Here is a 12381-nt window from a genome sequence, read left to right on the forward strand (position 1 = left end):
GCCACCGCCGGCCGGGGACGACGGCGGCGCGCTCGACGCGGTCGGCGGCGCGGAGCTGCCCGGGGCGCCGGAACTCGGCGTGCCGGAGGCCGGGGCGCCGGTGGCCGGCGGCGGGGTGTTCGTCTGCGGCGGCACCACCGGCTGGGTGGCGCTCGAGACGACCTTCCGGAAGCCCAGCTTCGCGGTCTTGCCCAGGTTCTTCGCCTGGTCGCCCTGCTCGCCCGGGACCGTGATGACGACGTTGTTGCCGTCGAGGAGGACCTCGGTGCCGCTGACGCCGATCCCGTTGACGCGCCGTTCGATGATCTGGCGCGCCTGGTTCAGGGACTCGCGGGTCGGCTGGCCGCCGTCGGGGGTGCGGGCGGTGAGCGTGACCCGGGTACCGCCCTGCAGGTCGATGCCCAGCTTCGGGGTCGGCTTGTGGTTGCCGGTGAGGAACACCAGCGCGTACAAGACGATCACGATCAGGGCGAACAGGGCGAGATAGCGTCCCGGGCGGAGATGCCCGGCTGAAGCTGCCACGGTGCTTCGGTCTCCTCGGACGGGGTGGACCCCCACGTTGCGGTGCCCGCCCGGAGGGTTACCGGGAGGGACTGTGTGCATTCACCGATCGTGTGCGATTCACTCCCGGGCACGGGTATGACGGCGGACACGCACGCAGCACCGAGACACTACTCGGTGCTGCGTGAGCCCGGCGTGCGAGGCCACACCGACTTTCGTCGGTATTCCCCGCCCCTGCCCCGGAGGGCCGCGGAAGACTACTTCTTGCCGTGCTCCAGCGGCGGCGCCACCTGGGCGGTGGTCTGCGGTTCGTCGGCCTTGACGGCGGTCGCCTCGACGGCCTTCGGCTCCTCGACGGTCTCCTCGACCTCGTCGACCGAGTCCTCCTCGGTCTCGACGACCGGCTCGACCTTCTCGCGGACCGCCAGCCGCAGCCACGTGGTGACGACGCCGGGCGCGATCTCGATGTCGATCGTGGTGTCGCCCGAAGCGTCGGCGACGGTGCCGTAGAGACCCGAAGTGGTCATCACGCGGTCACCGGGCGCCAGGCTGCTCTGCAGTTCCTGCTGCGCGGCCTGCTGCTTCTTCTGCTTCCGCGTGCTCATCACCAGCGGCACGGCGAGGACGAGCACCAGCAGCAGGGGCAGCAATAGACTTTGCATGATTCTCCGTTCGACGGACACCGGGCCCAGCCGAAATGTCCGGTTCTTGGGTATGTGCTCCGGTCAAGTGTGCCAGGTACCAGCGCGGACGCCGACACCCACCCGCCGGTTCGGGCCGCTCAGTCCTGGTCGAACAGCGACGGCCCGCCCTGGTCGGGGCGCCCCGGGAGGTCCGCGGGCGGCACCATGCCGAGGTGTTCCCACGCGGACGCGGTCGCGACACGGCCGCGCGGGGTGCGGGCGAGCATACCGGCGCGCACGAGGTAGGGCTCGCACACCTCTTCGACGGTGGTCGCTTCCTCCCCCACGGCCACCGCCAGCGTCGAGATGCCCACCGGACCACCACCGAACGACCTGGTCAGCGCGGTGAGCACGGCGCGGTCGAGGCGGTCGAGCCCCAGCTCGTCGACGTCGTAGACGGCCAGCGCGGCGCGCGCGACTTCGCGGGTCACCTTGCCGTCGGCGCGGACCTCGGCGTAGTCGCGGACGCGCCGCAGCAGCCGGTTCGCGATCCGGGGCGTGCCCCGCGAGCGGCCGGCGATCTCGGCGCAGCCGTCGCGGTCGATCGGGATGTCGAGGATGGTCGCGGCCCGGCGGACGACCAGCTCCAGCTCGGCGTCGGTGTAGAACTCCATCTGGCCGGTGAAGCCGAACCGGTCCCGCAGCGGGCCGGTCAGCGAGCCGGACCGGGTGGTCGCGCCGACCAGCGTGAACGGGGCGATCTCCAGGGGGATGCTGGTGGCGCCCGGGCCCTTGCCGACGACGACGTCGACCCGGAAGTCCTCCATCGCCAGGTAGAGCATCTCCTCGGCCGGGCGGGCGATCCGGTGGATCTCGTCGATGAACAGGACGTCGCCGGGGGCGAGGTTGGACAGCATCGCGGCGAGGTCGCCTGCCCGTTCCAGGGCCGGGCCGGAGGTGATCCGGATGGCCGCGCCGAGCTCGGCGGCGACGATCATCGCCATCGACGTCTTGCCCAGCCCGGGCGGGCCGGACAGCAGGACGTGGTCGGGCGGCACGCCGCGGCGGCGCGCGCTTTCCAGCACCAGCTCCAGCTGCTCGCGCACGCGGGGCTGGCCGACGAACTCGTCCAGCTTGCGGGGCCGCAGGGTGCCTTCGACGTCGCGGTCGCCGGTCTGGGCCCACGCCGACAGGGCTTCTTCCTCGTCCACCGCTTCATACTCCACGGCGCGGCCTACCGCTTCCGGCCGAGGGTGGCCAGCGCGGCGCGCAGCACGCTGGAGGTGGTGTGGCCGTCACCGTCGGCGAGGACCTTGTCCACGGCCTGCTCGGCCTGCTTCGCCGGGAAACCGAGCCCGGCCAGTGCTTCGACGACCTCGGCCCGCAGCGCGCCGGGGGCGGTGACGGCCGGGGCGTCGCCCGCGCCGCCGAGCGCGGTGACCTTGTCGCGCAGTTCGAGGGTGAGCCGTTCGGCGCCCTTGCGGCCGATGCCGGGCACCGAGGTGAGCACGGTGATGTTGCCTTCGACCAGCGCGGCCCGCAGCTTGTCCGGGTCCAGCACCGCGAGGGTGGCCAGCGCCAGCCGCGGCCCGATGCCGGACACCGTCTGCAGCAGCCCGAACAGCTCGCGCGCGTCGGCGTCGGCGAAGCCGAACAACGTCAGCGAGTCCTCGCGGACGACGAGCGCGGTGTGCAGGCGGGCCTCTTCCCCGCGGCGCAGGGTCGCGAGGGTGGCCGGGGTGGCCTGCACGGCGAAGCCGACCCCGCCGACCTCGACCACGACGTGGTCGAGACCGACCGACAGGACTTCTCCGCGTACCGACGAGATCATCGTGCTGCTCCAGGGTGCTTGGCTTGTTTCGCGGCCGCGGCGAGCCGGGCCTTGTGCGTGCGGGCCATTTCGGCCGCGCGGGCCTCGGCTTCGGCGAGCCGGGCCCGCATCGGTTCCCGCCAGAGGTGGCAGATGGCCAGGGCGAGGGCGTCCGCGGCGTCGGCGGGCTTCGGCGCGACTTCGAGGTTGAGCAGGCGCATCACCATCGCGGTGACCTGGGCCTTGTCGGCGCGGCCGGAGCCGCTGACGGCGGCCTTGACCTCGCTCGGGGTGTGGAACACGACGGGCAGCCCCCGGCGGGCGGCGGCGAGCGCGACCACGCCGCCGGCCTGGGCGGTCCCCATCGCGGTGCGGACGTTGTGCTGGGCGAAGACGCGCTCGACCGCGACCGCGGCCGGCTTGTACTTGTCCATCCACCGTTCGACCTCGTCGGAGATGCCGAGCAGGCGGTGGGCCAGGTCGGCGTCCGCCGGCGTCCGCACGACGTCGACGGCGACGCAGCGGACGGCCCGGCCCTTGCCGCCGTCGACCACCCCGAGGCCGCACCTGGTCAGACCGGGGTCGACCCCGAGCACGCGCACCCGCATTCCTTCCGCCGCGAACACCAGTTCGAGGTTGCAGGCTACTGGGCGCGTCTGCGGCAGGATGGAGGACATGCCGGAGCCAGCGGATTTCGTCACCCACCTGGGACTTCAACCCCTGCCGGTCGAAGGCGGGCAGTGGGCGCAGAGCTGGCGCTCGGCCGACGGGTCGGCGATCTACTACCTGCTCGTCGCGCCCGAACGCTCCGCGCCGCACCGCCTCGACCGGGTCGAGGTCTACGCGCACCACGCGGGCGCGCCGGCGCAGATGCTGCTGCTGCACCCGGACGGCTCGGTCGAGCGGCCGGTGCTGGGCACCGACGTCGCCGCCGGGCAGCGCCCGCAGGTCGTCGTGCCCGCCGGGACGTGGCAGGCCACCGTCACCCGTGGCGCGTGGAGCCTGCTGGGCACCGTCGTCGTGCCGCCCTACACCGACGACTGCGTCGAGTTCGCGCCCGCCGCGGAACTGGCCCGGCGGTATCCGGAAGCGGCCGCCGACCTGCGGAAGTTCTAGGGGCCGGTGCTAGGGACCATCGACGCCGGGGGTCCAGCTCTCGGGGTCGCCGCTCCCGGTCAGCACCGGCTGCCACCGCGCGAAGCCCTCGGGCGCGTCCGGGTGCCAGGGGAACTTGCCCTCCGGCGTCGCGACGATCAGCTGCAGCGCCGGGAAGTCGCCGTCCGGGTAGATGAGGAACGCGGTGCCGAAGTACTCGGGGTAGTGCCCCTTGTGAACGCGCTCGAGAACCACCGGGACGCCTTCGAAGAAGTCGTCGTAGCGCTTGCCGACCTCGAAGATCTCGCCGTTGGCGGCGCGGTCGACGTAGGCGTCGAGCAGCACCTGACCCATCTGGCCGGGCAGCCCGACCACGACCGCCTCCGGCACGTTGTGCAGCGCCCACGCGCAGGCGGTGAAGCAGTAGCCTGCCCCTTCGTCGTCGGCGGCGACGCTGATGACGGCGTTGCCGCGTTCCTTCGCCTGCCCCTCGATCCATTCGATGAGGCGCAGTTCTTCCGCGGACAGCTCGGCGGTGATGTCGGCGGCAGCGGCGGGGGTCGTCGAGGTCACGGCGCACATTGTGCCCGACGGCCCGCCTTCAGCCCAGTGCCCGGGCCGGAAAAGTTTCCGGCCCGGGCACGAGAGCGTTGCCGCGCAAGGGAAAACTCAGCCGACTTCGGCTAGCACCTCGTCGGAGACATCGAAGTTGGCGTAAACGTTCTGGACGTCGTCGCAGTCTTCGAGGGCGTCGATGAGCTTGAAGACCTTCTTCGCGCCGTCGGCGTCGAGCGGCACGCTGACCGACGGCAGGAACGTCAGGTCGGCCGACTCGTATTCGAAGCCGGCGTCCTGCAGTGCCTTGCGAACCGGCACCAGGTCGGTCGCCTCGGAGACGATTTCGAAGCTCTCGCCGAGGTCGTTGACCTCTTCGGCGCCCGCGTCGAGGACCGCCATGAGGACGTCGTCCTCGGCCGCGTCACCCTTGGGCATGAGCACCACGCCCTTGCGGTTGAACAGGTAGGCCACCGAGCCGGGGTCGGCGAGCGAACCGCCGTTGCGCGTCAAAGCGGTGCGGACCTCCGACGCGGCGCGGTTGCGGTTGTCGGTGAGGCACTCGATCAGGACGGCGACGCCGTTCGGGCCGTAGCCTTCGTAAGTGATGGTCTGCCAGTCGGCGCCACCGGCCTCTTCACCGGCGCCGCGCTTGCGGGCGCGCTCGATGTTGTCCTGCGGGACCGAGTTCTTCTTCGCCTTCTGGATGGCGTCGTAGAGCGTGGGGTTGCCATCCGGGTCGCCACCACCGGTGCCCGTGCGGGCGGCCACCTCGATGTTCTTGATCAACCGCGCGAAGAGCTTGCCGCGCTTCGCGTCGAGGTTGGCCTTCTTGTGCTTCGTGGTGGCCCACTTGGAGTGGCCGCTCATCTCTCCTCCATCTGTTCCGTACCCCGGCCGGGCACCGCGTCTCAGGCAGCCTTTCGCACGAGGTCGACGAACAGCCGGTGCACCCGCACGTCGGGCGTCAGTTCCGGGTGGAACGCGGTCGCCAGCACCGCCCCTTGCCGGACCGCGACGATCCTAGCGGTGTCGCCGTCCACGCCGGGCACGCCGCTGACGGTGGCCAGCACCTCGACGCCGTCACCGGCCTTCTCGACCCAGGGAGCGCGGATGAACACCGCGTGCACGGGCCGGTCGGCGATCCCCGCGAAGTCCAGGTCGGCCTCGAAGGAGTCGACCTGCCTGCCGAAGGCGTTGCGCCGGACGACGACGTCGAGCCCGCCGAGCTGCTGCTGGTCGGGCCGCCCGTCGAGGGTCTGCCGCGCCAGCAGGATCATCCCGGCGCACGAGCCGAACGCGGGCAGCCCCTCGGCGATCCGCGCTCGCAGCGGCTCGAGGAGTTCGAAGCTCTCCAGCAGCCGCGACATGGTGGTGGACTCGCCGCCGGGCAGCACCAAACCGTCCACTTCGGAGAGTTCGGCGGCCCGGCGGACGGGCACGGCGCGCGCGCCCGCTTCGGCCAGCATGGCGACGTGCTCGCGCACGGCACCCTGCATGGCGAGCACACCGATGACCGGTTCCGAAGACACTCCTGCCACCCGACCTCCCGAAAGACCTTCTCATCAGCCTAGACGCCCTCGCCCGGGCACTCCCCGGCAGGTCAGGCCCGGCCCGGCGTGCCCGGGCGGGCATCACCCGTGATCGAGCGGGCATCACCCGTGTCCCGTGGGGCATCACCCGTGATTGAGCGGGCATCACCGTGATGCCCCTCGGATCACGCGAGATGCCTCCTGGATCACGAGTGATGCCCGCCTGATCACGGGTGCCGCCCTTTTCCGCACGTCGAGCCGGGCCGTCAGGGGACGCCGGCCAGCCTCAGCAGGGCCGCCGTCGCCGCGGCGGCCACCACCACCAGCGCGAACGGCGCCTTCCGCCACGCCAGCACCCCGGCCACCAGCACCCCGGCCGGCCGGGCGATGCCCGCGAACCCGTGCCCCTCCGTCAGCGCGCTCACCGCCACCAGCGCCGCCAGCAGCACCACCGCCGCCAGGGCCATCAGCCGCTCCGCCCGCGGCGTCAGTTTCACCCGGCTGCGCAGCACCGGCCCGGCGAACCGGAACGCGAACGTGCCCACCGCCAGCACCGCGGTCGCGACCAGCAGTTCCGTCCCGTCCATCAGCGGGCCTCCTCCAGCTCGGGATCCTTGGCCGCCACCCCGGCCAGCACGCCGGCCAGCGCGAGCAGCACCGGCAGCCCGGCCGGCAGGAACGGCGTCGCGACCAGGGCGACCAGCACCCCGATCAGCACCGGCAGCCGGGCCGCCTTGTCACGCAGCGAGGGCAGCACCAGCGCCAGCAGCACCGCCGGGAACGCCGCGTCCAGGCCGAACGCGTCCGTGTCGCTGATCGCCGTCCCGGCATACGCGCCGACCAGGACGCCGGTGTTCCAGAAGACGAAGATGCCCAGCCCGCACGCCCAGTAGGCCGCGCGGCGGCGCGGGGCGGCGTCCTGGGCCATCGCGAACGCCACCGTCTCGTCGCTCATCAGGTGGCTGCCGATCGCCCGGGTCACCCGGCGCCGTCCCACCGCGTCGCCGACCGCGAAGCCGAACGGCAGGTGGCGCGCGTTGGCCAGCAGGCCGGCCAGCACCGCGGCGAACGGGTTGCCGCCCGCGGCCACGATCCCGATGAACATGAACTGCGACGCCCCGGCGAAGACCAGCAGCGACATCAGCATCGGCAGCCACAGCGGGAAGCCGGAGCTCACCGCGATGGCGCCGTAGGAGACGCCCACGAGACAATCGGCGAGACAGACCAGGCCGATGTCACGGGCGAGGCCCCGATCGAGTGTTCGCCATATCGAACGCATGTGTTCTATGGTGAACACAGGCCGCCGTGTTCGTCAAGGCGAACAGAACGACCGATGGAGCGAACAGCATGTCTCAGGAAGCCACCGGGGCGCCGCTGGAGATCATCGCGGCGTCGCTGCGCCGCGAACGGACCCGCGCCGGGCTTTCCCTGACCGAGGTCGCGCGCCGCGCCGGCCTGGCCAAGTCGACGCTCTCGCAGCTCGAGTCGGGCACCGGCAACCCGAGCGTCGAGACGCTCTGGGCCCTCGGCGTCGCTCTCGACGTACCCTTTTCCCGGCTCGTCGAACCGGAACGCCCCAAAGTCCGGGTGGTCCGCGCGGGCAAGGGACCGACGGTCTTCGCCGAGCACTCCGACTACGCGTGCACGCTGCTGTCGGCCTGCCCCACCGGCGCCCGCCGCGACATCTACGTGGTGCGGGGCGAGCCGGGCACGCCCCGGCGTTCCGACCCGCACATGAGCGGGGTGGTCGAGCACATCGTGCTGTGCGCCGGCCGCGCCCGCATCGGCGTCATGGACGACCCGGAAGAACTCCTGCCCGGGGACTACATCTGCTACCCCGGCGACGTCCCGCACATCTTCGAAGCCCTGGAGCCGGGCACCTACGGCGTCGAAATCTCCGAGTACATCTGAGGCACCGTGCCCGCCTTCGACGCGCGCCAGCGTCCGGGCGGCGTCCCGTGGTGGCGTTTGAACGCCGCAGCGAACGCGAACTCCGACGAGTAGCCCAGCGAGTGCGCGATCGCGGCGAGACCGGCGTCGCCGTCGCGCAGCTGCTCGCGCGCCAGCGCCATGCGCCAGTCGGCGACGTAGGTCAGCGGGGCCACGCCGAGCAGCCCGGTGAACCGCCGGGCGAAGGTCGCGCGCGAGAGCGACGCCTCTTCGGCGAGGTCCGCGACCGTCCACGCGCGGGCCGGCGCCTCGTGGACCGCGCGCAGCGCGGCGCCGACCGCCGGGGCGTCCATCGCGCGGAACCACGCGGGCGCGGTCTGCACGTCGGCGGCGAGCTGTTCGCGCAGCACCTGCACCAGGACGACGTCGAGCAAGCTGTCCAGGAGCGCCTGCTGCCCCGGCGCGTCACCGAGGATCTCGGCGGCGAACACGTCGAGGATCGCCCGCAGGCTCGACCCGGCCCGCGGGCGCACCACGGTCAGGTCCGGCAGCCCGGCCAGCAGCCCCGCACAGAGCTCGCCGTCGAAGGTGTACGCGCCGCAGAAGAACGTGGTCGGGTCACCCGCTTCCGCACCGAACCTCATGCGGCGCGGGCCCGCGCCCGCGTCGGCCGGGTGGTACAGGAACGGCTCGACACCGGCGCCCGGCGTGTGGGCCATGAACTGCCGCACCGGGCCGCGGACCACGACGACGTCGCCGGGCAGCACGTGGCGGGCGCGCGCCGGGTCTTCGGTCCACGCGAAGGCCTCGCCGCCGAGGATGCCGTGGATCGCGAGCTTGGCGCCGGTGGGGAACTCGATGCCCCAATCGCCGCGCGCCGTCGAGTGCGAGAACGCGGCGCCGCGGGCCCTCGAGCGCTGCAGCAGATCTGTGAGGACGTCCACGCCATGAGACGATCGCATATTTTTTCGCGCGAATCCAGCATGGATCATGACCTGTGACTCGGGTTTCCTGGGTTCGGCAACCAGGAATCCGGAAGGAGGGGCGAGATGCCCCAGGCAGTGCGGTTCGACAACTACGGCGACATCGACGTCCTCGAGGTGCGGGACGTGCCCCGGCCGTCGCCGTCGGCCGGCGAGGTGCTGGTGCGCGTGCGGGCCGCCGGGATCAACCCAGGCGAGAACACGATCCGGATCGGCGCGCTCCACGAGCGCTGGCCGGCGACGTTCCCGTCCGGCGAGGGCAGCGACCTGGCCGGTGTGGTCGAGGAGGTCGGCTCGGCGGTCCGCACGTGGTCCCCCGGCGACGAGGTGATCGGCTGGGTGGACACCCGCGGCAGCCACGCCGAGCTGGTCGCCGTCCCGGCAGCGCACCTCGTGCCGCGTCCCCCGTCGGTGCCGTGGGAGGTCGCCGGTTCGCTGTTCGTCGCGGGCACCACGGCGCACGCGAACGTGCGGGCCGTCGGGGCCGGGCCGGGCGACACGGTCGTCGTCGCGGGCGCCGCGGGCGGGGTCGGTTCGCTGACCGTGCAGCTGCTGCGTCACGCCGGCGCCACCGTCATCGGCCTGGCGGGTGCGGCCAACCACGCCTGGCTGCGGGCGCACGGCGTGCTGCCGGTGACCTACGGCGACGGCGTCCGGGACCGGATCCGCGCGGCCGCGCCGGACGGCGTCGACGCGTTCATCGACAACTTCGGCGACGGCTACCTCGACCTGGCGCTGGAACTCGGCGTGGCGAAGGACCGGATCAACACGATCATCGACTTCGCCGGCGCGGCGCGCACCGGTGTCAAGGCCGAAGGCATGGCCGGATCCGCGACCGTCGAGGTGCTGGGCGAGCTCGTCAAGCTGGTGGAGGCGGGCGAACTGGAGGTCCCGATCGCCGCCACCTACCCGCTCGCCGAGGTCCGCGCGGCCTACCGCGACCTGCTGCGCCGCCACTCGCGCGGCAAGATCGTGCTCATTCCCTGAAGCCGGACCGGCCCCGTGGACGCGCCGTCCACGGGGCCCGCCGGCCGGAACGACTTCTACGGCGCCCGGAACGCCCGCCGGTAAGCACCCGGTGTGGTGCCGACGCGCTCGCGGAACCGGCGCCGCAGGTTGACCGCCGAGGCCAGGCCGACGCGGGCCGCGATCGCCTCCACCGGCAGGTCCGTCTCCTCGAGCAGCGTGCGCGCCGCCGCCACCCGGCGGGCCAGCAGCCACGCGCCCGGGCTCGTCCCGAGCCGGTCGGCGAAGCGCCGGGCCAGCGTCCGCGGGGAAACGTTCAGGTGCGCGGCCAGCTCCCCCACCGACAACGGCGTGCCGAGGCGCGCACCGGCCCACTCCAGCAGGCCGTCCAGTTCGCCGTCGGCCGGATCGGGCGGCGGCGCGTACTGCGCCTGGCCGCCTTCGCGGTGCGGCGGCAGCACCATGTGCCGCGCGAGCAGGGCCGCGTACGCGGCTCCGTGGTCTTTCCGGACCAGGTGCAGGCACAGGTCGAAGCCGGCGCCCGCCCCGGCGCTCGTGGCGACGTCGCCGTGGTCGACGTAGAGGACGTCCGGTTCCACGCTCACCTTCGGGAACTCCCGCCGCAGCTGGTCGGCCCGCGCCCAGTGCGTCGTCGCCGAACGGCCGTCCAGCAGTCCCGTGCGGGCCAGCGCGAACACCCCCGAGCAGATCGTGACGAGCCGTGCGCCGCGCGCGTGCGCCGCGAGGAGCGCCCGCCGCACGCCGGCCGGCAGCGGCGCCTCCACCGGCGCCCAGCCCGGGACGAGCACGGTGTCCGCGGCCTCCAGCGCCTCGAGGCCGTGCGGAACGGCCATCGCGTACCCGGCCGTCGTCGCGACCGGCCCTGGCGTCTCGGCGCACACCTCGAACGCGTAGTGCCCCGGAATCCCCGCCCGCGGGGTCCCGAACACCTCGGCGGCGACGCCGAGCTCGAACGTCGACTGCACCGGCCGCACGAGGGCCACCACGCGATGCATGGCAGGAAAGTACCCCACGGTGTCGTTCCGGACGCTGTCCCGCCGCGGCGGCCCCCGGCACGGTGGTGCCATGCATCCGGAAATCCTCGCCCAGGAGGGCTACACGTCCGTGTCCGTCGCCGACGCTCCCGTGCGCGAGCTGTTCCCCGGTGTCCGGCTTCGTCCACTGTGGACGGGCGCGAACGGCGCCCACGCCGGCGTCCTGGAAATGGACCCCGGCACGTCCTGGCCGCACCGGGACGTGCACGAGCCCGGCCCGGAAGAGGTCTACGTCGTCGCAGGCACCTTCGACGACGGCGCCCGGAGCCATCCGGCCGGAACGTTCCTGCACGCCCCGGCCGGCTCCTGGCACGTGCCCGCCAGTGCCACCGGCTGCACGTTGTTCCTCTTCTACCCCGAGGGTTAGAACGTCACCAGCCGCGCTCGGCGAGGCGGTGCGGCTCCGGCAGTTCCTCGACGTTGATGCCGACCATCGCCTCGCCGAGGCCGCGCGAGACCTTGGCCAGGACGTCCGGGTCGTCGTAGAACGTCGTCGCCTTGACGATCGCCTCGGCGCGCTGGGCCGGGTTGCCGGACTTGAAGATGCCCGAGCCGACGAACACGCCCTCGGCGCCGAGCTGCATCATCATCGCCGCGTCGGCCGGGGTGGCGATGCCGCCCGCGGTGAACAGCACCACCGGCAGCTTGCCCGCCTCGGCCACCTCGCGCACCAGCTCGTACGGCGCCTGCAGCTCCTTCGCCGCGACGAACAGCTCGTCCTCGGGCAGGTTCTGCAGGCGGCGGATCTCCTGCCGGATCTTCCGCATGTGCGTGGTCGCGTTGGAGACGTCACCGGTGCCGGCCTCGCCCTTGGAGCGGATCATCGCCGCGCCCTCGGTGATCCGGCGCAGCGCCTCGCCGAGGTTGGTCGCGCCGCAGACGAAGGGGACGGTGAACGCCCACTTGTCGATGTGGTTGGCGTAGTCGGCCGGGGTGAGGACCTCGGACTCGTCCACGTAGTCGACGCCGAGGGACTGCAGGACCTGCGCCTCGACGAAGTGGCCGATGCGGGCCTTGGCCATCACCGGGATCGAGACGGCCTCGATGATGCCGTCGATCAGGTCGGGGTCGCTCATCCGGGCGACGCCGCCCTGGGCGCGGATGTCGGCGGGCACGCGCTCGAGGGCCATCACCGCGACCGCGCCGGCGTCTTCGGCGATCTTGGCCTGATCGGCGGTGACCACGTCCATGATCACGCCGCCCTTGAGCATCTCGGCCATGCCGCGCTTCACCTTGGCGGTGCCGGTGACGGACTGGACGGTGCCGCTGGAGGGGGTGGGCTGCTGCTCGGACACGACGAGGCCTTTCCACAAGGAGAACAGGGGGTGACGAGTCCGAGGGTAGGACCGCGGTGGACCCTTCAAGCAGGCC

General features: G+C 72.6%; 16 protein-coding genes and 1 pseudogene. 4 read left to right on the top strand and 13 right to left on the bottom strand.

The window, feature by feature from the left end; translation table 11 throughout:
- From IE317_RS02475 to ruvC, 5 genes and pseudogenes are all read right to left on the bottom strand, one after another.
- A pseudogene (locus IE317_RS02475) lies at nucleotides 1-522 on the bottom strand (protein translocase subunit SecD); the annotation flags it as partial.
- A 236-nt stretch (nucleotides 523-758) separates the two neighbouring features.
- Nucleotides 759-1163 carry a preprotein translocase subunit YajC gene (yajC, locus tag IE317_RS02480; RefSeq protein WP_191306390.1) on the bottom strand — a complete coding sequence of 135 codons (405 nt, stop codon included), beginning with the start codon at nucleotides 1161-1163 and terminating at the stop codon, nucleotides 759-761.
- A gap of 119 nt (nucleotides 1164-1282) precedes the next feature.
- Nucleotides 1283-2350, bottom strand: coding sequence for a Holliday junction branch migration DNA helicase RuvB (gene ruvB, locus IE317_RS02485; protein ID WP_191306391.1), 1068 nt, complete (start codon nucleotides 2348-2350; stop codon nucleotides 1283-1285).
- An 8-nt stretch (nucleotides 2351-2358) separates the two neighbouring features.
- Nucleotides 2359-2955, bottom strand: coding sequence for a Holliday junction branch migration protein RuvA (gene ruvA / locus IE317_RS02490; protein WP_191306392.1), 597 nt, complete (start codon nucleotides 2953-2955; stop codon nucleotides 2359-2361).
- The gene (ruvC, locus tag IE317_RS02495; protein ID WP_191306785.1) at nucleotides 2952-3536 is read right to left on the bottom strand and encodes a crossover junction endodeoxyribonuclease RuvC; all 585 of its coding nucleotides are present in this window, start codon (nucleotides 3534-3536) and stop codon (nucleotides 2952-2954) included. Before ruvC ends, ruvA begins: the two co-directional genes overlap by 4 nt.
- A 73-nt stretch (nucleotides 3537-3609) precedes the next feature.
- On the opposite strand from ruvC, the gene IE317_RS02500 reads away from it, so the two are divergent.
- On the top strand, nucleotides 3610-4050 hold the full coding sequence (locus tag IE317_RS02500; protein WP_191306393.1) for a cupin domain-containing protein: 441 nt from the start codon (nucleotides 3610-3612) through the stop codon (nucleotides 4048-4050).
- 9 nt (nucleotides 4051-4059) lie between these two features.
- Here IE317_RS02500 and IE317_RS02505 read toward each other — a convergent pair whose 3' ends face one another.
- The 5 genes from IE317_RS02505 to IE317_RS02525 all read right to left on the bottom strand — a co-directional run bounded on the left by IE317_RS02505 (nucleotide 4060) and on the right by IE317_RS02525 (nucleotide 7395).
- Complete coding sequence (locus tag IE317_RS02505) at nucleotides 4060-4611, bottom strand: DUF4262 domain-containing protein (protein ID WP_191306394.1); 552 nt, start codon at nucleotides 4609-4611, stop codon at nucleotides 4060-4062.
- Between the two features lie 87 nt (nucleotides 4612-4698).
- Nucleotides 4699-5454 (bottom strand): YebC/PmpR family DNA-binding transcriptional regulator, encoded by a 756-nt coding sequence (locus IE317_RS02510; protein WP_091310751.1) that lies wholly within the window; start codon nucleotides 5452-5454, stop codon nucleotides 4699-4701.
- Between the two features lie 41 nt (nucleotides 5455-5495).
- The gene (gene pdxT, locus IE317_RS02515; protein ID WP_268246844.1) at nucleotides 5496-6116 is read right to left on the bottom strand and encodes a pyridoxal 5'-phosphate synthase glutaminase subunit PdxT; all 621 of its coding nucleotides are present in this window, start codon (nucleotides 6114-6116) and stop codon (nucleotides 5496-5498) included.
- 266 nt (nucleotides 6117-6382) lie between these two features.
- Nucleotides 6383-6703 (bottom strand): AzlD domain-containing protein, encoded by a 321-nt coding sequence (locus IE317_RS02520; protein WP_191306395.1) that lies wholly within the window; start codon nucleotides 6701-6703, stop codon nucleotides 6383-6385.
- Entirely contained in the window at nucleotides 6703-7395 is a 693-nt protein-coding gene (locus IE317_RS02525; RefSeq protein ID WP_191306396.1) for an AzlC family ABC transporter permease, read from the bottom strand. The genes IE317_RS02520 and IE317_RS02525 overlap by 1 nt, the downstream gene beginning before the upstream one ends.
- Nucleotides 7396-7463: 68 nt before the next feature.
- Here IE317_RS02525 and IE317_RS02530 point away from each other — a divergent pair, with 68 nt between their 5' ends.
- A complete protein-coding gene (locus IE317_RS02530) occupies nucleotides 7464-8027 on the top strand; it encodes a helix-turn-helix domain-containing protein (RefSeq protein WP_191306397.1) in 564 nt (187 codons plus the stop codon).
- On the opposite strand, the gene IE317_RS02535 is transcribed toward IE317_RS02530, so the two are convergent.
- Nucleotides 7997-8950, bottom strand: a complete 954-nt coding sequence (locus IE317_RS02535; RefSeq protein WP_191306398.1) for an AraC family transcriptional regulator — start codon at nucleotides 8948-8950, stop codon at nucleotides 7997-7999. The genes IE317_RS02530 and IE317_RS02535 overlap by 31 nt on opposite strands.
- Nucleotides 8951-9055: 105 nt before the next feature.
- Between IE317_RS02535 and IE317_RS02540 the strand changes: the two genes are divergently transcribed.
- Complete coding sequence (locus tag IE317_RS02540) at nucleotides 9056-9976, top strand: NADP-dependent oxidoreductase (protein ID WP_191306399.1); 921 nt, start codon at nucleotides 9056-9058, stop codon at nucleotides 9974-9976.
- Nucleotides 9977-10032: 56 nt separating this feature from the next.
- Here the strand turns inward: IE317_RS02540 and IE317_RS02545 are convergent, their stop codons facing one another.
- Entirely contained in the window at nucleotides 10033-10971 is a 939-nt protein-coding gene (locus tag IE317_RS02545) for a GlxA family transcriptional regulator (protein ID WP_191306400.1), read from the bottom strand.
- A gap of 70 nt (nucleotides 10972-11041) precedes the next feature.
- Here IE317_RS02545 and IE317_RS02550 point away from each other — a divergent pair, with 70 nt between their 5' ends.
- Nucleotides 11042-11377, top strand: a complete 336-nt coding sequence (locus IE317_RS02550) for a cupin domain-containing protein (RefSeq protein WP_191306787.1) — start codon at nucleotides 11042-11044, stop codon at nucleotides 11375-11377.
- Nucleotides 11378-11381: 4 nt separating this feature from the next.
- Here the strand turns inward: IE317_RS02550 and pdxS are convergent, their stop codons facing one another.
- Nucleotides 11382-12305, bottom strand: coding sequence for a pyridoxal 5'-phosphate synthase lyase subunit PdxS (gene pdxS / locus IE317_RS02555; protein ID WP_191306401.1), 924 nt, complete (start codon nucleotides 12303-12305; stop codon nucleotides 11382-11384).
- Nucleotides 12306-12381: the final 76 nt, after the last annotated feature.

Origin of the sequence: Amycolatopsis bullii (assembly GCF_014654205.1) — a bacterium.
GTDB classification, from domain to species: domain Bacteria; phylum Actinomycetota; class Actinomycetes; order Mycobacteriales; family Pseudonocardiaceae; genus Amycolatopsis; species Amycolatopsis plumensis.

Coding starts and splice junctions, on each gene's coding strand:
- yajC (WP_191306390.1), bottom strand. CDS start 1,163: ATGCAAAGTCTATTGCTGCCCCTGCTGCTGGTGCTCGTCCTCGCCGTG.
- IE317_RS02500 (WP_191306393.1), top strand. CDS start 3,610: ATGCCGGAGCCAGCGGATTTCGTCACCCACCTGGGACTTCAACCCCTG.
- IE317_RS02510 (WP_091310751.1), bottom strand. CDS start 5,454: ATGAGCGGCCACTCCAAGTGGGCCACCACGAAGCACAAGAAGGCCAAC.
- IE317_RS02520 (WP_191306395.1), bottom strand. CDS start 6,703: ATGGACGGGACGGAACTGCTGGTCGCGACCGCGGTGCTGGCGGTGGGC.
- IE317_RS02540 (WP_191306399.1), top strand. CDS start 9,056: ATGCCCCAGGCAGTGCGGTTCGACAACTACGGCGACATCGACGTCCTC.
- IE317_RS02545 (WP_191306400.1), bottom strand. CDS start 10,971: ATGCATCGCGTGGTGGCCCTCGTGCGGCCGGTGCAGTCGACGTTCGAG.
- ruvA (WP_191306392.1), bottom strand. CDS start 2,955: ATGATCTCGTCGGTACGCGGAGAAGTCCTGTCGGTCGGTCTCGACCAC.
- IE317_RS02550 (WP_191306787.1), top strand. CDS start 11,042: ATGCATCCGGAAATCCTCGCCCAGGAGGGCTACACGTCCGTGTCCGTC.
- IE317_RS02505 (WP_191306394.1), bottom strand. CDS start 4,611: ATGTGCGCCGTGACCTCGACGACCCCCGCCGCTGCCGCCGACATCACC.
- IE317_RS02530 (WP_191306397.1), top strand. CDS start 7,464: ATGTCTCAGGAAGCCACCGGGGCGCCGCTGGAGATCATCGCGGCGTCG.
- IE317_RS02525 (WP_191306396.1), bottom strand. CDS start 7,395: ATGCGTTCGATATGGCGAACACTCGATCGGGGCCTCGCCCGTGACATC.